Origin of the sequence: Mycobacterium kansasii ATCC 12478 (assembly GCF_000157895.3) — a bacterium.
Classification (GTDB): Bacteria; Actinomycetota; Actinomycetes; order Mycobacteriales; family Mycobacteriaceae; genus Mycobacterium; species Mycobacterium kansasii.
Genome location: NC_022663.1, coordinates 3335585 through 3354338, shown reverse-complemented (window position 1 = coordinate 3354338; position 18754 = coordinate 3335585). Strand labels below are relative to the sequence as shown.

Annotated in this window: 10 protein-coding genes and 5 pseudogenes; 11 read left to right on the top strand and 4 right to left on the bottom strand. The window is 64.2% G+C overall.

Features of this window, described 5'->3' with window-relative positions:
• Window positions 1-153 precede the first annotated feature (153 nt).
• From MKAN_RS14645 to MKAN_RS14635, 4 genes and pseudogenes are all read left to right on the top strand, one after another.
• Complete coding sequence (locus MKAN_RS14645; protein ID WP_023369229.1) at window positions 154-1926, top strand: N-acyl-D-amino-acid deacylase family protein; 1773 nt, start codon at window positions 154-156, stop codon at window positions 1924-1926.
• 104 nt (window positions 1927-2030) lie between these two features.
• A pseudogene (locus MKAN_RS30500) lies at window positions 2031-2188 on the top strand (2,3-dihydroxybiphenyl 1,2-dioxygenase); the annotation flags it as partial.
• A gap of 65 nt (window positions 2189-2253) precedes the next feature.
• A complete protein-coding gene (locus MKAN_RS14640; RefSeq protein ID WP_023369227.1) occupies window positions 2254-5259 on the top strand; it encodes a protein kinase domain-containing protein in 3006 nt (1001 codons plus the stop codon).
• Between the two features lie 185 nt (window positions 5260-5444).
• Window positions 5445-6413: an adenylate/guanylate cyclase domain-containing protein gene (locus tag MKAN_RS14635; protein ID WP_023369225.1), complete on the top strand. Its 969-nt coding sequence runs from the start codon at window positions 5445-5447 to the stop codon at window positions 6411-6413.
• A 10-nt stretch (window positions 6414-6423) separates the two neighbouring features.
• Here MKAN_RS14635 and MKAN_RS14630 read toward each other — a convergent pair whose 3' ends face one another.
• On the bottom strand, window positions 6424-9693 hold the full coding sequence (locus MKAN_RS14630) for an MFS transporter (protein WP_023369222.1): 3270 nt from the start codon (window positions 9691-9693) through the stop codon (window positions 6424-6426).
• A 367-nt stretch (window positions 9694-10060) separates the two neighbouring features.
• Between MKAN_RS14630 and MKAN_RS33015 the strand changes: the two are divergent.
• Window positions 10061-10201 (top strand): annotated as a pseudogene (locus tag MKAN_RS33015) (hypothetical protein); the annotation flags it as partial.
• 139 nt (window positions 10202-10340) lie between these two features.
• Here the strand turns inward: MKAN_RS33015 and MKAN_RS31490 are convergent.
• Window positions 10341-10523 carry a hypothetical protein gene (locus tag MKAN_RS31490; protein WP_023369220.1) on the bottom strand — a complete coding sequence of 61 codons (183 nt, stop codon included), beginning with the start codon at window positions 10521-10523 and terminating at the stop codon, window positions 10341-10343.
• Between the two features lie 117 nt (window positions 10524-10640).
• Here MKAN_RS31490 and MKAN_RS32035 point away from each other — a divergent pair.
• Together MKAN_RS32035 and MKAN_RS14615 are read left to right on the top strand one after the other, a co-directional pair.
• Window positions 10641-10781: pseudogene (locus tag MKAN_RS32035) on the top strand (group II intron maturase-specific domain-containing protein); the annotation flags it as partial.
• 1116 nt (window positions 10782-11897) lie between these two features.
• On the top strand, window positions 11898-12674 hold the full coding sequence (locus MKAN_RS14615; protein ID WP_023369216.1) for a cytochrome P450: 777 nt from the start codon (window positions 11898-11900) through the stop codon (window positions 12672-12674).
• A 141-nt stretch (window positions 12675-12815) separates the two neighbouring features.
• On the opposite strand, the gene MKAN_RS30495 is transcribed toward MKAN_RS14615, so the two are convergent.
• Window positions 12816-12962: a hypothetical protein gene (locus MKAN_RS30495; RefSeq protein ID WP_023369214.1), complete on the bottom strand. Its 147-nt coding sequence runs from the start codon at window positions 12960-12962 to the stop codon at window positions 12816-12818.
• Between the two features lie 161 nt (window positions 12963-13123).
• Here MKAN_RS30495 and MKAN_RS33010 point away from each other — a divergent pair.
• Together MKAN_RS33010 and MKAN_RS14610 are read left to right on the top strand one after the other, a co-directional pair.
• Window positions 13124-13387: pseudogene (locus tag MKAN_RS33010) on the top strand (FAS1-like dehydratase domain-containing protein); the annotation flags it as partial.
• Window positions 13388-14164, top strand: coding sequence for a hotdog family protein (locus tag MKAN_RS14610; protein ID WP_082273803.1), 777 nt, complete (start codon window positions 13388-13390; stop codon window positions 14162-14164).
• A 64-nt stretch (window positions 14165-14228) separates the two neighbouring features.
• Here MKAN_RS14610 and MKAN_RS14605 read toward each other — a convergent pair.
• A pseudogene (locus MKAN_RS14605) lies at window positions 14229-14420 on the bottom strand (helix-turn-helix domain-containing protein); the annotation flags it as partial.
• Window positions 14421-14688: 268 nt separating this feature from the next.
• On the opposite strand from MKAN_RS14605, the gene MKAN_RS14600 reads away from it, so the two are divergent.
• Window positions 14689-16314, top strand: coding sequence for an FAD-binding protein (locus tag MKAN_RS14600; protein WP_023369207.1), 1626 nt, complete (start codon window positions 14689-14691; stop codon window positions 16312-16314).
• A 166-nt stretch (window positions 16315-16480) separates the two neighbouring features.
• A complete protein-coding gene (locus tag MKAN_RS14595; RefSeq protein ID WP_023369205.1) occupies window positions 16481-18718 on the top strand; it encodes an NADP-dependent isocitrate dehydrogenase in 2238 nt (745 codons plus the stop codon).
• Window positions 18719-18754 lie beyond the last annotated feature (36 nt).

Below are 18754 nucleotides of genomic sequence, written 5' to 3'. Positions count from 1 at the left end.
TTCAGCGCGGCCCCGCAGCTTGACTTCGTTGACTCAAGGGATCGCGACGCTTACCGTCGACACATACGCTACGCACGGTAGCGTAATAATCCGGGGTTTGCCGCCTGCCGCGCGTCGCAGCCGGTGACCGGAAAGAGAACTCAGAGGGACGCCATGTTCGATCTGAAGATCGTCGGCGGCACCGTCGCGGACGGCACCGGCGCCCAGCGGTATCGCGCTGACATCGGCATCAAGGACGGCATGATCGTCGACGTTGTCCGCCGCGGATCCAACGACCCTGCGATGGCCGGCCTGGAGAGGGCCGGTGCCGCCGAAACCATCGACGCGACAGGGCAATTGGTGGTGCCCGGCTTCGTCGACATCCATACTCACTACGACGGTCAGATGAGCTGGGACGGCTTGCTCGAACCGTCGAGCGGGCACGGGGTCACGACGGTGGTCACCGGCAACTGCGGGGTGGGATTCGCTCCCGTTCGCCCCGGCCGGGAGGACTGGCTGATCAAGTTGATGGAGGGTGTCGAGGACATTCCCGGCACCGCCCTGACCGAGGGCATCACCTGGGGCTGGGAGAGCTACCCGGAGTACCTCGACGCGATCGACAGCCGCACGTTCGCTATCGATGTGGGCAGCCAGCTTCCCCACGGCGCCGTGCGCGCCTACACGATGGGTGAGCGCGGGGCCCGAAACGAGCCGGCAACCGCTGACGACATCGCGGCGATGAGCCGGCTGGTCACCGAGGCGGTCGAGGCCGGCGCGCTGGGCTTTTCGACATCCCGCACGTTGGCACACCGAGCGATGGACGGCGAGCCGGTGCCCGGCACCTTCGCCGCCGAGGACGAGCTGTTCGGTCTCGGCCGCGCCATGGCCGCAGGCGGCCAGGCCGTCTTCGAACTGGCACCGCAGGGGGCAGCGGGCGAGGACATCGTCGGGCCGAAGCGGGAACTGGATTGGATGCGGCGGTTGAGTGGTGAGATCGACCGGCCGGTGTCGTTCGCGCTCATCCAGGTCGACGCCGACCCGAACCTGTGGCGCGAGCAGCTGGACCTGTCTGCGGCCGCGCACCAGGCGGGCAGCCGCCTGCATCCGCAGATCGCGGCGCGCCCCTTCGGCATGATGATCGGCTTTCGCGGGCACCACGCCTTCGGCCATCGGCCCACCTACCGCCGGATCAAGGCGCAATGCGGCCGCGACGAGCTGGCACAGCGGCTCGCCGACCCGGCGGTCAAGGCCGCCATTCTCGCCGAAAAAGATCTGCCCATCGACCCGACGGTGCTGTTCGACGGCATGTCCGCCTTCGTTCAGCACGCCCTGGGACGTCTTTACGCGCTCGGCGATCCGCCCGACTACGAGCCCACGCCCGACCGCACGGTCGCCGCGATCGCGGCCGCGCGGGGCGAGGACCCGCTGGCAACCCTCTATGACCTGATGCTCGAGGCGGACGCGACTGCCATGTTGATGCTGCCGTTGTTCAACTACGCCGACGGCAACTGCGATGCGATTCGGGAGATGATGTTGCACCCCGCCGGGGTGCTGGGGCTTTCCGACGGCGGCGCCCACTGCGGGATGATCTGCGACGCTTCCTATCCCACGTTTCTGCTGACCCATTGGGCGCGCGATCGTCGCCGCGGGGACCGGCTGCCGCTGGAGTACGTGATTCGTAAGCAGTCCCGCGACACGGCGCAGCTGTTCGGCCTCACCGACCGCGGCACCATCGCGCCCGGAAAGAAGGCCGACCTCAATGTCATCGACATGGACAAACTCACCCTGCACCCCGCGGCAATGGCCTACGACCTGCCGGCCGGCGGCCACCGAATATTGCAGGGCGCAAGCGGATACACCGCCACGATCGTCAGCGGGACGGTCACGCGCCGTGACGGCGTAGACACCGGTGCCCGCCCCGGCCGCCTGGTGCGCGGTGCGCGCTAGGGGTCCACTTGGGTTGCCCGTCGGGCAGCGAAGTCGGTACGGCTGATGGCGGCTCAGTGGCAATTCACAGTTCTGCGCCCGGTCTTGCCGTCGCGAGTGATGAGGGCGTACACCTGATGGTCGAAATCGAAAACGCCGACGACGCGGGGCTGCGCCTGCACCGGGCGCTGCGCCGCCAGGCCTGCCCGTGTCGGCCACGCCGGGCCGCCACGTCAACGACCTGATGCCGTCGTTCTCTATGAAGACCCCCGGCGGGTTCGACGCAAATATTCCGCGCGGGCGGTCGCTCCACTAACCTAATGAGCAGTCCCAGCTCAAGGAGCCAGCGTGGGCATCGATGCAGCATTTGAGACCTCAATCGGGGTGGGCGATCCGATCGCCGCGGATTTGAGTGCGGCGGGCTTCAAAGATGCCGAAATAATCGGAAGGGGCGGGTTCGGCGTCGTCTACCGCTGCCGGCAGGTCGCACTGCAGCGGGAGGTGGCGGTCAAAGTCCTCAGCGTAGAGCTCGACGAGAATCGGGCCCGATTCATTCGCGAACAGCAGGCAATGGCTCGCTTGACGGGTCATCCGAACATTGTGCCGGTGTTGCAGGTTGGCGAGACGACGTTCGGTCACCCGTTCCTGGTGATGCCGTATTGCGGGCTGGGCTGTATCCAGGACCGAATCCATCGCCTGGGTGTCCTGGAGGTCGCCGAGGCACTGCGGTTGGGGGTGAAGATCGCCGGGGCGTTGGCGTCGGCGCACCAGATCGAGATTCTGCACCGCGATATCAAGCCGGCCAACATTTTGCTCAGCGACTACGGGGAGCCCGCGTTATGCGATTTCGGTATCTCCCGTATGAGCGGGGCCTACCACACGGCGACCGGGGTGGTATCGGGTTCGCCCGCGTTTCTTGCCCCGGAGTTGCTAGGTGGCGACGCGGCGAGCGCCGCGTCTGACGTATACGGGTTGGGTCTGACCCTGTTTACCGCGCTGACCGGTCATGCGGCCTTCGAGCGGTGCGATGGCGAGGAGGCGGTAGCACACTTATTGCGCATCGCCACTGAACCGCCGCCGGATCTGCGGCGATACGGCGTACCCGAACAGGTGGCCGCCGTGGTGGAACGGGCGATCACCCGCACAGCGGGTGACCGGCCCTCTGCGCTGGAGCTGGGCGAATTGCTCCAGCAGGTGCAGGCACGGCTGGGGCTGCCGGTTGACGACATGGCGCTGGAGGGCGGCCAGGGACCCGAAAGACGGCGTCGTCACTCGGTTGTGCTGTCCTCCGAGGCCGGTGCGGGGGGCAAGCTGCCCGCGCCCGTAGCCAGTTTCGTGGGACGCGGCGCAGAGACAACCCAATTGCACGAGTTGTTGTCGACGTCGCGTCTGGTCACGCTGAGCGGTATCGGTGGGGTCGGCAAAACCACCCTCGCCGCCCAGACGGCCGCCGGACTGCAGCTGCAGTTCGCCGATGGCGTGTGGTGGGTGGAGTTGGCCGAGCTACGCGACGGCGCCCTGCTGACGGAAGTAATCGCCTCGACGTTGGGAGTGCGCGATCAAGTGGGCCGCGAGCTGTCCGACGTTTTAGTCGACTACCTCGCGCAGCGTCAGGCGCTGCTGGTATTCGACAACTGCGAACATCTCATCGACGACGTGGCAAAGCTTGCCGACGTGTTACTGCGCACGTGCCGGCATCTGAAGATCCTGGCCACCAGCCGTGAAGTCCTCGACATCGAGGGGGAAGCGGTGCTGCGGGTCGCTCCGCTGCCCTGTCCGACCTTCGACGGAGAGCCCACTATCGGCGCGCTGTCGGACAACGAGGCTGTGCAGTTGTTTGTGCAACGGGCACGTGCGGCGGTGCCGGGGTTCCAACTCGACGATCACAACACCACCGCGATAGCCCGAATCTGCGCTCGGGTGGACGGGTTGCCCCTTGCTATCGAGTTGGCCGCCGCACGCATGCGTGCGATGTCTGCCGAGCAGATCGCCGAGGAACTCTCCGGCCGCTATGAGTTGCTCACCCGCGGCCGGCGCGGTGCCCACAGCCGCCAGCAAAGCATCGCTGCGTGCGTGGGATGGAGCTATGACTTGTGCACCGAATCCGAGCAACGGCTCTGGTGCCGACTGTCGGTGCTCGCCGCGAATTTCGAGCTGCCCGCTGCGCGCGATATCTGCGCCGACGACATGCCCGGCAGCCAATTCTTGGACTTGGTGTGCGCGCTGGTCGACAAGTCCATCTTGATCCGCACCGAATACGACGATGTGGTGTGCTTCCGGCTGCTGGAGACGCTGCGTGACTACGGAAAGGGGCGCTGCGCCGACGCCGAGCGTCTGACACTGGCTCGCTGCCACGCCGGTTGGTATCACCGGCTGGTCGTCGATGCGGAGGAGCAATGGTTTAGCCCCCAACAACTTCAGTGGGTCAGTCGGCTGATGCGTGAGATGCCCAATATTCGCGAGGCGTTGCAGTTCAACTTGGGCGACTGTCCAGCAAGGGCGGCGGAAATGGTCGCCGCCTTGCGCCGATTCTGGATGTTCCACGGCATGCTCAGCGAAGGGTTCCAGTGGACCAGCCGTGCTCTGGCCGTCGTAGCGTCAGAGCCGAGTGTGGCTCGCATCCGCACCTTGTTCACAGCGGCTCACATAGGCCTCGAGCGTGGGGATCTGGGCGCGGCCATGGGTTGGCTCACCGAGGCGCGTCAGCTGCTCGAAGTCATCGACGACCCGCTCACCCGAGGCAGGATCAGCTACCTCGATGGGTATACCGGACTACTCACCGGCGGCATTGACCACGGACGCCAGTGCCTATTGCAGGCGATAGCGTCTACTGACGACTTCGAAGTCCAGGTGGCCTCGATGTCGGCGTTGTGCTGGATGGACTTGATCTGCGGCGACGCCGCAAGTGCCCTGGCTTGGTCTCAGAAAGCCCTCGCCTTGACCGAAACGCGCGGCGACTGGGCGTTGCGCGGAATCGCGACCGGCGTGGTTGGGGTCGCGCACTGGGCGCTCGGTCAATTGCAGACCGCCGAGCAGCTGCTCCAGCAGGCTTTCGAGCTTTCCGTCGCGGTCTACGACACATTTGCGTTGGCTAATGGGTTCGAAGTGCGTGCATGGATCACCGAATCGCTCGGCCAGCCGCGGCAAGCCGTCGTTCTGATGGCAGCCGCTGCCGAAATAAGCCGGGTTAGCGGGGCGCCGCTGGTTTCCTCGTTCGTCGGAGGATTCCACGCCGAATGCGAACGTCGCATACGGGAGCAGCTCAGTGCCGAAGAATTTCAGGCAGCTTGGGACGAAGGCAGCGCGACCAGCATGTCCGATCTCGCAAGGGTCTTCCTTCAACCGTGTAGTTGAGGTTTGCGTTAATTTATTGAGCCCAGAAGAGGTTAAACCCACTACACTCCCAACCTGGGAGGTCGTACGGCAGCCTCACCAGCTAGGCGATGCGTAACTTCCTCGGCGCCGGCCGGGAAACTGACGATCCCCGGCGTCTTGGGCGTCGGTACCGAGCGTCTCTATTCCCGTGAGGAGGGCACAGGGTGGAGGACCGGGACTCGGCCTCGCCAGGTCAGGAAACGGCGGAACCGCTGGGTTTTCTGGTCGGGCAGGTCAATGGTCGAGATGTGGTTGTGCCGATCTTCGATCAGCTGTACGTCGGCCGCCAGTGCCTGGGAATCAGCGAGCAGCGCAGACTTCTGGTTGCCGATCAGGCGGTATCACGCAACCACCTCGAAATCCGCTTGGATGTCGTGGCAGATCAAGCTTTCGCGATCGATACCAGTACCAACGGAACATGGCTGAACGACGTGCGACTGGAACGCGCTATTCCGGTACGCATTCAAAGCCATGACCGCATCCGAATCGGCAAAGTCGAGTTGACATTCCAGACGGATCGATTCACCGCAGTTAGACACATAGATCCGAATCTGACGTACACCGAGATTAGTGAAGCGGCCATGGTGATGGTCGTTGGCGATATCACCAGCTATTCGACGATCTCGGAAGCCACGGATCACAAGTTGATTGCCCAGGGTTTGCAGGCCCTCTGGAAGCAACTTAGTCGTGTGCTGCACGAATACCATGGCACGCTCAACCACTACGCTGGTGACGCGCTATATGCCGTATGGGACCTGAAAGCCCTTCCCCAGGCCAACGAACTCGCGATCGACTTCGCATTGGCCGCAAACCACCGGGTCGAAGAGATCGGACCCGAGCTACCGCTGCGTCAAGAAGACGGCTCACCCATACAGATGGGTTGGGCCGTGGTGCAGGGAAAGGCCGCGCTCACCTCGATGGTCAGATTGTCCGAGGCCATCGTGGGTGACTCGACCAACGTGGCTTTCCGGCTGTCCGGCATCGCGGGGCGAGCCGGGCGTGCGCCAGTCATGGTCACCGATGTCGTCCACGACGCCGTCGAGTCGCAATACGTGTGGGGCGACCCCGAGGAAGTTGCGATCAAGGGCCGGCACGGGAAGCAGATCGTTTACCCGGTGCTTAAGCGCTTGTAGGTGGTGACGCTTACGCCCTGCGCCCGGCTGCCGCGGTCGTTAGCTTCATAATCTGCGGCAATGCCTCGCGGGCCGCCATCCGACCCGCTTCTCGGGCGCGATCGATCTGATGGAACTCCAGAAACCCGATGCTGCTCGTGTCCGGTTGGATGACCACATCGGCCTGGGCCATTGCCGCAGCCGACGCCATGCCGCTGCCAATCGTCATGGTGCGCATGAGGGTATCGACGATGCCGGGCATTCGGGGAACTCGCGGGCCCGGTGTGCTCGAGGTGGAGTCAGGGCTGCTGCGTGAGATTATGCTCACCGCGATCACCGGGCCTTCTTGGTCGGCCAGCGTGTCAACCGGCAGGTTGTTCAGCACTCCGCCATCGACGTGCAACGTACCGTTATAGAGCCCTGGCGGGTATAGGCCCGGGAGGCGCAGGGAACAGCCGACCACCTCGGCGAGCGGACCTCGGCGGTGCACGACGGCCCGTCGGGCGATTAGGTCGACACTGACGCAGCGGAACTGTTTTGGCAGCTCCTCGATTAGCCTGTCTCCGTAGGCCCTACGCAACAGGACCATCGTGCGCTGGCCACGGATGAGCCCGGCCCGAGGCAGAGTGTAATCCCTGATGGGGTTGTGCCGGACGAACGACTCGTAGACGCGCGCGTCCGTACCAGCGGCGTCCACACCACAGGCTGCGACCGCCGCAATGATTGCTCCCATGCTGGTGCCGGCGTACCGGTCGATCGTGATTCCGGCCGCCTCCAATTCGTCGAGGACCCCGAGGTGCGCAAAGGCCCGGGCGCCCCCGCCACCCAGGACCAGCCCGATCGAGCGGCCCGCGATGCGTGCGGAGAGCGGGCGCAGGTCGTCGTCCACGACGTCGGGTCGCACCACATGCACCGAACGCGGCGTGATCAATTCTTCCCAGGCTTGTCGCTGGTTCCGGTCTGCGGGCGGTCCCCCTAGCACTAGGTCGGCGCCCGCGGCTTGTGGTGGCAGAGGTTGTAACGGCGGCCCGGGTTGACCGGCGACCAAGATGACGCGGTCGGCGACACGTAAACAGAAGTCTCGCCATGCGAGATCGTCCTTCGTCGCATGCAGCACCACCTTGTCGGCGGCCTGCTCGGCGCGTTCGAGCCCATCGCGGTCAACCCGGCCGGGGTCCACCGCTCGTAGCTGTGTCGAAAGTAACGTGACGAGTTCACCGGCCACCAAAGGTACGGGTGCGTCGGTGTCGACACCGACGACCGATATCACCACTTGAGGCGCCGTGGGACGCGGAGCCGCCGGAATTTGCCGTAGCCGGGTGGCCAGGCTGCGGACCAGTGTCCTGAGCACGCCAGTGTTGGCAATCGCGTCGAATTGCGTCTTCGTGAGTCGCACGAGCGTGCAGTCGCGCACGGCCCGGATTGACGCAGAGCGTGGCGCGTCGACCAACAGCCCTAGTTCGCCGATCACATCGCCGCGCCCGAGCTCCCGCACCACGGCATCATGCTGAATCACATGCAGGCGGCCATTTTGCACCACATAGACGGCGTCGGACTCGTCGCCCGCATGGAAGAGGTAGCACCCGGCGTCCAGCTCGACCCGCTCCGCACGGTCCTGCAACTCCCGCAGCGTGTCGGCGTCGAGCTCGGCAAAAAGCGGCAAGGCCCGGAGGTCGACGTCGCCGGAAGGTGCGGGCGCCGGTGCTTCCGGTATGACCACCAGTGGAGCCGGGGGTTCGGATGCTGCCACGTCGACTGGTAGCGCGGGCCCGGGTTCGGGCACCGCGTGATGGACGTTGCGAGTTCGGCCCAGAACCAGCGCCCCAACCGCGACTGCCACGAAGCAGACCGCCGACGTTGTCCACCCTCGACGCAGCGCCTCGTCGGCCGCACCCCGAATGGGGCTGCCGATCACAATCACCAGGACCGCGATACCGATTACCGCGCCGACCTGGCGGGCGCTGCTGACAACCGCTGAAGCAGTCGCGTAGCTACTTCCGGCGCCCAGGCCTGCCAGGGCGGCCCCGCCGAGCATCGGCAATGTTGCGCCGACTCCCAGTCCCTGCAGTAATTGGCCGGGCAGCCAGGCACCCAGGAAATCGGGCTTGTTCCCGACGCGCTCGATGTACCACACGAGACTGCCCGCCCAGATCAGTGCGCCGACGACAACGATCGCCCGATAACCGTGCTGATCCGCGACCCGGCCGAGCACCGCAGCGACGACGGCTGCGACCAGGGCGGCGGGCGCGATTGCAAAACCCGCCTGCAGCAAGGTGTAGTGCCAAACGTAGTTCAGGAAGAGCACGTGGGTGAGCAGGTAGGCGTAGAACCCGGCGGCCGCGACAACCGTGAGCGCGGTGCCCGACACAAACGATTGAATCCGCAGAAACGCCGGCTCGATCAGAGGTGCGGGGTGGGAACGCGAGCTCAGCACGAATCCCGCCATGGCGGCCGCCGCGGCCAGGAACGATCCGATAGCTCCGGGGTTGGTCCATCCCCAGTCTGGACCTTTGATCAAGCCGAGCGTCAACAACCCCAGGGCGATGGCGAGCAGCGACGCCCCACGCAAGTCGGGTACTCGCCGCCGTCCTGGTGCACGGCTCTCGACCAGGCCGCGGCGAGCCACCACGACAGCGATGATCCCCAGTGGGAGATTCACCAGAAACACCCACCGCCAGCTCGACGCCTGCACAAGAGCACCGCCGATCGGCGGGCCCAGGCCCGAAGCGAGGGCCGCTGCCGCGCCCCACAGGCCTACCCCATGCGCGCGGCGCGCGGCGTCGAACCGCTCCACGACCAGGGCCAGTGATGCTGGCACGAGTACCGCGGCACCGACACCTTGGAGCACGCGGAAAGCAACCAACTGTGTGACGGTGTCTGCAGCCGCACACAGCACGGACGCGATCGTGAACAAGCCGACGCCGTAGATGAACATTCGCTTGCGCCCGAGCAAGTCCGCAAGCCGGCCCGCTGCCACCAGGAACGCCGCAAAGACAATGTTGTAGGCGTTGAGCACCCAGGACAGACTGCTGATGCTAGAGCCGTGGAAATACCGTTGGATGGCCGGAAACGCGATGTTGACGATCGTGGAGTCGAGGAATGCCAGAAATGCACCGAACGACGCCACCAGCAACACCGCGGTCGGGGACGGCTGGCGGCGTCGCGTGAGCACCAAAGGCGACCCGCCCGCGCGGTTACGCCGCCTGCCCGAGGTCGCGGCAACGGTGCTCTTGTCGTTGCCGCTCAACCACTCGGCACCACTTCCGGTAGTTCCCTTGTGCGCAGCAGCCTTGTGTGCCATGGCTGGTGTTCCTCCTGAGCGCCGCTACCTACTCGTCGGAAAGGGACAACATCGATAGTCAATTTCGACCGTGGTCCAGACTATGCGCCGAGTGGTGCGCTTTTCGGGAATTTGCGAACCGAATTGTCAATTCTTCCTCGGGGCCGCCGTGCCGGGTGTCGACACCGGTATGTGTGCAGTGCCGCATGAGTACCCGGCGGGCACCCTAGCCCGGCCACGCCGCGACTCCTCGGTCATACCGACGACTTCGAAACGGCTGTGCGGGAGGGTAAGTCGCTGTATCCTGCCGGAAGTTTGATCCCCGTAGTGAACGCGGACGCTCCAGCGCAATCGCCCAACACCGCAATGCCAGTCGCTGCTGAACTCCATGTTGTCCTTCTACATGAGGACCCGGCGGGTTCAAGGTCGAATTCGGCTGTGAGGGAAGGCCAGTCGAGACAAAGACTGGATCGCCCCGGAAAGCGCGGCGGTCATTGTGTCGGCCGGTATCGATTGGCGTCCTCCGTAATTCGGCTCGGAGGTCGTTTCGACCCGCATAACGTTCGGCTTCGGCTCCCCCGAAACGCCGCCCGCCCTGCTCATGCTCGCCCTCGGCGGACACCGACCCGCCCTACCCACCGACCCGCCCTACCCGTTTTGTGGTGGGCTTACCCGTCCGCGCCGGCGAGGCCGGCCAGGATGCCGCCGAGCCCACCGGAACCGTCGGCTCCATCGCTGGCGGTGCCGCTGCCGCTGTTCCCGCCGGCGACGCCGGGCGTCGCTACCGCCCGCACCACCGTTGCCGGCCAGGCTGAACGAGGTGAGATTGCCGCCAGCGTGCCGGTCGACAAGAGCAGGATCTGCCAATCGACGAGGGGTTCGAGTTCCTCGGGTTCGCATCCAGCGGCAGCTCAAGAGCGGGCACGACCAAGCACTACGTCTACACCTGGCCGTCGAAGAAGGCACTTGTGTCCCTCACCGACAAGGTCAGGAATCTGACGCGGCGACACAAACATCGAACGCTCGCTGATCTGTTGCGCCGCCTCAACCCCGTCCTGCGGGGATGGTGCAACTACTTCCAGCACGGGGTGTCCAAACGCACCTTCGACTACCTAGACCACTTCACCTGGTGGCGGGTAATGACTTGGCTGCGCAAACGGCACCACGGGCTGGGATGGGGCGTCTTCCATCGACTGGCACGCGCCTTCTCGACCACTGCCGACACCGCACTGGTCAACAACGCGGTCAACATGGCCGTCGACAACAGAACCCGAAGTGGCCCAACGATTCCGCATGCCGACCACGGCACGCAATTCACCTCCTGGGGCTTCGGGGAGAACATGCGTCGATGGGGCTTGCTCGGTTCGTTTGGGACCATAGGCGACTGCCTGCCATGGAGGCGTTCTGGGCGCGGATGCAGGTCGAGCTGCTCAACATCCGTAGATGGGCAACCACGATCGAGTTCGCCGCCGCCATGGCCTATTACATCGACAATTTCTACTAACGTCGAACGCCGCCAAAGCTACCTCGGTAATATCAGCCCTACAGAGTTCGAAACGCTCTGGACATCCACCTATTCGATCCCTCAACTCGCATGACCGTGGCTCGAAATGGCGGGGACAGATCAGGTGGACCACTATCGGAGACTTGGCGGCGCCGCCTCGGTATTCTGCTAAAATCTCGCTCACAACAAACTGTCTGCAACCATGACATTTAATAACCTGACAACGCCTGGCGCGGAATTCTGCTTGGAGCCCGTTCCGGTGGAAGCGGACCGTGAGAGGACGGCGCGCTTGAGTCATGAGCGGGGAACCGAGAACCTTGGCGAAATCGAGTTCGTACCGAGCCCCCGTATGTTCCTTTGGCTGCGCTTCTATAACGGGGCGCATGTGCACGACCACCCTCGCTGGACGCCAAGTTTGCCGTTGATGCGCCCGACGGCCAGTTCCACTGACAGTGCATGCCAATGCGGTCTCGTGTCCACTGAACGGTGACCAGATGATGAACGATCACACCGGCGAGTCAAATCGGGTCGGGCTGTTATTCCCGTCTGCAAGGACCTGCCCCTTCGACGCGCCTTCGGAGTACACCGAATTGCGAGAGGCTGGCGGCCTGCACAAGGTAACTATCTGGGATGGATCGCAACACTGGCTGGCGACACGCCCCGCCGACGTTCGCGCGGTGCTAACCAATCCCGCGTTGAGCGCCGACGTGCCGCTCTTCCAATGCCCTCTCGCGCGATTTGCTCCATCCTCGGTGTTCCTTACGAGGATCGCGCGATCTTCCAGCAGCACACCGATGCCTTCGGCGATCTCGACGCACCACCAGAGGAGAGGCAGCGCGCTGTAAACAAGTTCGTCGCGTACAGCCGCGAGCTGGTCGAATGTAAACGACACGATCCCGCAGACGACATGATCAGCCGACTTGTGGCCGAGCACACCGGTGAGGACGGTTTTGCATTAGACGACCTGCCTGTGTTGATCTTTTTCCTCGTCAATGCGGGCTACAAAACCACAGCAAATATGCTCGGACTGGGTACGTTGGCTTTGCTCCTCAATGACCCCGAGCGTCATCGATTGTGCCAGGATCCCGCGCTTGCTGCGAGCGCAGCGGAAGAAATGTTGCGCTACTGGAGCATCGTGTCCGACATGCGCCGTATTGCCTTGCGGGATGTCGAGATCGGCGGACACCTCGTCCGTGCGGGCGAAGGCGTGATCGTGTCGCTGCTCGCCGCAAATCGTTGCCCGGAGGCGTTCGGCTCCGACGCCGAGCGCATCGATATCGCACGCAACCCACGCCAGCACCTTGCGTTCGGGTTCGGTCCCCACCTGTGCCTAGGTCATAACCTGGCCCGAATCGAATTAGAAGTTGCCTGGCCACGGCTATTCGAACGAATTCCCGACTTACGCCTCGCGACATCCGTGGATGAAATCGAATTCAAGCAGAATTCAATCGCATACGGCGTCAAGTCACTGCCGGTCAGCTGCGGAGACAAGCCGTGACCACTACCGAGCCGACGCGGGTGTCCGGACGGCCACGGCAGCCAGCACGCCGCTGCGGCCACCGCAGTGCTCGGAGAAGGAGGAATCACCGATGACCGAAAGGGTCATTGACAGTGGCGAGTGGACCGAGGAAGTTGACGCCTATATTGCCGGGATGAACGCGATCGCCGGGAAATCCGGACCGTCGCCGCTGTTCGATGAGAACTTTTCCATGAAATCGACTGGGTGGCTCGAGGACAGCATGTCGTTGATGAGTTCGTCGGTAATGGCCAGCAATGTGTCGCGCATACCCCGTGTGTGCTTCAGACTGAATTAACGTGTGAGCATGCGCCGCAGTCGCACGTGCTCGGGGCCATCGAGGCGCAAGAAGACGCCGCCTTCGACGTCTTTTTGGTTCGGATAGATTAGCGGAAATCCGTCGATGCGTACTCAACGTCTGCGCGGCGGCCGTGGGTGACACCAACCCACTGTGGACTGACCCCGAATACGGAGCTTCGACGGCCTGGGGGTCTCCGATCGGTCAGCCGGTGCTAGAGGCCTGCCTGTCCGAGGGCAGTTCCATACCGCAGCTACCGCAGCAACCCGGGTGGCAAGTGATGAACGGGGGGTGCCAGCGTCGGTACCAGGAAACGTTTCGGCCGGGTGACGTAATCCGGGGGGAGGATGTTTGGCACGGTTTCGAGGAGAAGATCCGCCCAGGTAGGCGCAACCGGTTGTTCATCGCGAGATCGGAGCGCCGTTACATCAATCAATACGACCGTGTGGTGGTGACGCGTCTTGGCGGGGCTGTGATCAGCGTATGGCCGCCCGAGTCGGGTGAGCCGGCCGGCCGCAACCTTGCCGCCAGGCGACGCCGCCGTTATACCGCAGACGAGTTGGCCGCAGTGCGTGCCGATTACGAGCGGGAGTGTTCCGGTGAGGCGCGCCGCGGCGCGCGGCCACGCTTCTGGGAAGACGTTGAAGTTGGGCAACCCGTGATCGGCGGGCTGAAGGGCCCCTATGACATCTCTGACGCGGTCGCGTTTGCCGGCGCCGTCAGCGCCTGCTCAGCGTTCGCCACGAGGTGGCGTGAGCCGACCGGTGTCGACCAGGCTCTCGTCGATCCCGAGACGGGTGCGCCGCACCACGTCGTCGATTGGCACTTCGAGGACCGGATAGCACAGCAGCGCGGCGTTCCCTACGCACTTGCGTTTGGTACGCAAATGGAGATGATGCTGTTGCATGCTGTCACGAACTGGATGTCCGACGAGGGTTTCATCACCTTTGTCGATCTCCAGACTAGATCGGTGCTGTTGATGGGCGAAATCAGTTGCACCACGGGCAAAGTCATTGATAAGCGCCGAGACGGCAGGTGCCACCTTATCGAACTGGAGATGGCTTCGCAGACGTTGGATGGAGTGCCCTACATGACGGGAAAGGTTGTCGTGGACCTGCCTTCACGCGACGGATACTCACCCGCCGCCAGACGGCTAGAGCAACCGACACCCTAGTCACACACACACCGCCGTCCGCCGCGTAGAACATCATCTGGATTGAGTGATGCCAGCCAACTCAAACCAGGATGGCTTCTTTGGATTCGAAGTGGTCATACCGGCTGCCCGGCGGAATGCCTGCAGCGTCGGCGGTTTCCTGCAGCGAAGTCCGCAATCCCGATGACGCGATCAGCGAGGCGGCGGTCTCGAGGATCTCGGTCGGGCGGGTTCCGGTGTCGCTAGCGGTACCGGCTTTGGCCATGGCTGGCTGCATCGCGACCTTGTTGAGTGCGGCGATCACCTCCGGGTGGGCCACCGCGTGGCCCAGGCGAGCGCCGGCCAGCCCATACGCCTCGGAGAATGTCCGCAGTCGAGCTTCTGGAGAAATGGGAGCGATCAGATCTTGTTTCGCATCGGGTGACCCGGCCGCCGATACGCCCCTCCTCGGGCACCCCAGATTCGACCGCTCGACCGAGATGGAGACAGAATTAGAACCTGTTACAGTTCACCCCACAACGCGCAACCCGAGTGGGAGTACTGGCATGGCTGGTGACAAGTCGGCGCGCATCGGCGAGTCCGCCGATGTCGTGGTGATCGGGTTCGGCGCAGCAGGTGAGTGCGCGGCCATCGCCGCCCGCGAACGCGGCGCAGATGTCATCGCGCTGGACCGCGCCAATGGTGGTGGTGCAACGGCGATCTCGGGCGGGATCATCTATGCCGGCGGCGGCACCAAAGTTCAGCGGCAGGCCGGGGTCAACGACAGCCCCGAGCAAATGCTGGCCTATCTCCGCCTCGAAGTCGGTGATGCCGTCAGCCAGGAGACCCTGGAGTCATTCGTGCGCTCCAGCCCCGAAATGATCGACTGGCTGAGCAGCTACGGGGTGCCGTTCAGCCCCGCATTGTGCCCGTACAAGACCTCGTTTCCGAACAACCACTACTACCTTTATCACTCGGGAAGTGAAAACGCCGGCGCGTTTCGCTGCCACACCCCGCCCGTCCAGCGCGGGCATCGCGTGCAGGGCCGCGGCACCTCGGGCCGGAAATTGTATGCGCCGTTGGCCAAGGCTGCACTGGCCCTTGGCGTTCGGTTCTGGCCCCATACCACGGTCACGAAACTGATCCAGGATTCTTCCGGTCGGGTGACCGGAGTCGATGTGCTCACCATGCACTTCGCGCCGCCACGCATCCAGCGCCGTTACGCTGCGGCAGCGAAGCTTTCGGCAAAGCCGGGCATCTACTACCCGCCACTTCGCCGCCTGATGGAAGGGCAGTTGCGAAGGCTCGAGCGGCGTTACGCCCAGCCGGTCCGCATCCATGCGCGCCGCGCCGTGATCATCTGCGCCGGCGGCTTCATCGCCAATACCGAGTGGGTGCAGCGGTTCGCGCCCCAATACGTGGGCGGTCTGCAGTTGGGCACCAGCGGCGACGACGGTACCGGCATCGCACTGGCGCAGAGCGTCGGAGCGGTGACCGACCGGATGGACAATGTCTCGGCCTGGCGCTTTATCACCCCGCCGAGCGCGTTCATCGGCGCCGTCATCGTCGACCGGGGCGGGCATCGCGTCATCGACGAAAGTCGCTACGGAGCCGCGGTTGGGCAAGCCATGATCCAACAGCACGAGGGCGCCGGCTGGCTTCTCGCCGATGCCGCGTTGATGCGGGAGGCCCGGCGTCAAATGATCAAGCAGCCGTTGTGGTTTCAGCGTGCCCAGGTTGCGGCGCTGATGTTGGCCGACGCGGTGACGGCGCCGTCGCTGCCCGAGGTCGCGAAGGCAGCCGGTATCGATCCCGACGGCCTGGTGGCCACGGTCGCGGCACACAATGCCGCGATCGACGCCGGCGCACCGGACCCCGCCGGAAAGCCCGCCGAGTTTGTGCGGCGGATCAGCCAGGCGCCGTTCACCCTGCTCAACATTTCGGTGCGGCCAAGCCTGCTCAACCCCACTCCGATGCTGACCCTCGGCGGTATCCGAGTCGATGAGCGCAGCGGAGCCGTCGTCAACGAATCCGGGGATCCGATTCCGGGTTTGTTCGGCGCTGGGCGCACCGCTGCCGGCGTCTGCTCCAATTCGTACGTCAGCGGGCTCTCGCTGGCCGACTGTGTGTTCTCGGGCCGCCGCGCGGGAGCACACGCCGCCGCGGCGCCGGCCGAGCAGAGCTCACGTTGACCGATGTGGCTGGTGTGGCCAGTGCCGTCGCGCTCATGAAATCGGAGCAGGCGCAGCGAACACTTCCCGAATGATTTTCGGCACAATGGAGCCGCGATACTGGTTAGGCGCCGATCCAACGCTGAGCCCTCGAATCTGACCAATAGCGACGCCGGGAGACACACCGATGAGTGACGAGCAGCCGACCATCATCTACACCCTGACCGATGAGGCGCCGCTGCTGGCGACCTACGCCTTTCTGCCGATACTTCGCGCCTTCGCCGAGCCGGCGGGCATCAAGATCAAGAGCAGTGACATCTCCCTGGCGAGCCGGATCCTCGCCGAGTTTCCCGATTACCTGACCGAGGACCAACGCGTGCCAGACGATCTGGCCGAGCTGGGACGGTTGACGCAGCTACCGGAGACCAACATCATCAAGCTGCCCAACATCAGCGCCTCGGTGCCGCAGCTGGTGTCGGCCATCAAAGAACTGCAGGGCAAGGGCTACAAGCTTCCGGACTACCCCGCAGATCCCAAGACCGACGAGGAAAAAGACATCCGGAACCGCTATGCCAAGTGCCTGGGCAGCGCGGTGAACCCGGTGCTGCGGGAGGGCAACTCCGACCGTCGCGCACCCAAGGCGGTCAAGGAATACGCCCGCAAGCACCCCCACAGCATGGGCGAGTGGTCGATGGCCTCGCGCACCCATGTGGCTACCATGAAGCACGGCGACTTCTACCACGGCGAGAAGTCCATGACCTTGGACCGCGCGCGCGACGTGAAGATGGAGCTGGTGACCAAGAGCGGCGAGACGCTGGTGCTCAAGCCCAAGGTCTCGTTGGGCGAAGGCGACATCATCGACAGCATGTTTATGAGCAAGAAGGCCCTGGTCGAGTTCTACGAGGAGCAGATGGAGGACGCGCGCAAGACCGGCGTGATGTTCTCACTGCACGTCAAGGCGACGATGATGAAGATTTCGCATCCCATCGTCTTCGGCCACGCGGTGCGGACCTTCTACAAGGACGCCTTCGCCAAACACCAGGAGCTGTTCGACGAATTAGGTGTCAACGTCAACAACGGGTTGGTCGACCTTTACAACAAGATCGAGTCGCTGCCCGCGTCGCTGCACGATGAGATCATCCGGGATCTGCACGCCTGCCACGAACATCGTCCCGAGCTGGCCATGGTGGATTCGGCCAAGGGCATCTCGAACTTCCATTCGCCCAGCGACGTGATCGTGGACGCTTCCATGCCGGCGATGATCCGAGCCGGCGGCAAGATGTGGGGCGCCGACGGCCGGCCCAAGGACACCAAGGCGGTGATGCCGGAGTCCACCTTCTCCCGCATCTACCAAGAGCTGATCAATTTCTGTAAGACCAACGGCGCCTTCGATCCACGCACCATGGGCACGGTGCCCAACGTCGGGCTGATGGCGCAGAAGGCCGAGGAATACGGCTCGCACGACAAGACATTCGAGATTCCCGAGGACGGCGTTGCCAACATCGTCGACCTCGACACTGGCGAAGTGCTGCTGACCCAGAACGTGGAAACCGGTGACATCTGGCGCATGTGCACGGTCACCGACGCGGCGATCCGCGACTGGGTCAAGCTGGCCGTCACCCGGGCCCGCAACTCCGGAATGCCGGTGCTGTTCTGGCTCGACCCCTACCGCCCGCACGAGAACGAGCTGATCAAGAAGGTCAAGCTCTATCTGCAGGACCACTACACCAACGGCCTGGATATCCAGATCATGTCGCAGGTGCGCGCCATGCGGTACACGCTGGAGCGGCTGATCCGCGGGCTGGACACCATCGCCGCTACCGGCAACATCCTGCGCGACTACCTCACCGATTTGTTCCCGATCCTCGAATTGGGCACCAGTGCCAAGATGTTGTCCATCGTTCCGCTGATGGCCGGTGGCGGCATGTACGAGACGGGGGCCGGCGGTTCGGCGCCCAAGCATGTCCACCAACTCGTGGAGGAGAATCACCTGCGCTGGGATTCGCTGGGCGAGTTTCTGGCAATCGGCGCCAGCCTGGACGACATGGGCGCCAAGACGGGCAACAAGAAGGCCAAGATCCTGGGCAAGACGCTGGATGCGGCGATCGGCAAGCTGCTGGACAACAACAAGAGCCCGTCACGCAAGACCGGTGAGCTCGACAACCGGGGCAGTCAGTTCTACCTCGCCATGTACTGGGCGCAAGAACTTGCCGCGCAGAACGAGGACCAGCAGCTCCGGGAACACTTCGCACCCCTGGCCGACTCCTTGGCCAAAAACGAGGAAACCATCGTCGCCGAACTCGCCGCGGCGCAGGGCGCGGAGGCGGACATCGGCGGCTACTACGCGCCGGACCGGGAGAAGACCACGGCGGTGATGCGGCCGAGCAAAACGTTCAACGAGGCGTTGACCGCCGCACCGGGCTGACACCCTCCTGCGCCGCACTACAGCGGCGGCTCAGGC

What these genes read in the sequence shown, in the direction of transcription:
- MKAN_RS14645 (WP_023369229.1), top strand. Translation starts at nt 154, where the DNA reads ATGTTCGATCTGAAGATCGTCGGCGGCACCGTCGCGGACGGCACCGGC.
- MKAN_RS14630 (WP_023369222.1), bottom strand. Translation starts at nt 9,693, where the DNA reads ATGGCACACAAGGCTGCTGCGCACAAGGGAACTACCGGAAGTGGTGCC.
- MKAN_RS14615 (WP_023369216.1), top strand. Translation starts at nt 11,898, where the DNA reads ATGCCCTCTCGCGCGATTTGCTCCATCCTCGGTGTTCCTTACGAGGAT.
- MKAN_RS30495 (WP_023369214.1), bottom strand. Translation starts at nt 12,962, where the DNA reads ATGCGCGACACATTGCTGGCCATTACCGACGAACTCATCAACGACATG.
- MKAN_RS14600 (WP_023369207.1), top strand. Translation starts at nt 14,689, where the DNA reads ATGGCTGGTGACAAGTCGGCGCGCATCGGCGAGTCCGCCGATGTCGTG.
- MKAN_RS14595 (WP_023369205.1), top strand. Translation starts at nt 16,481, where the DNA reads ATGAGTGACGAGCAGCCGACCATCATCTACACCCTGACCGATGAGGCG.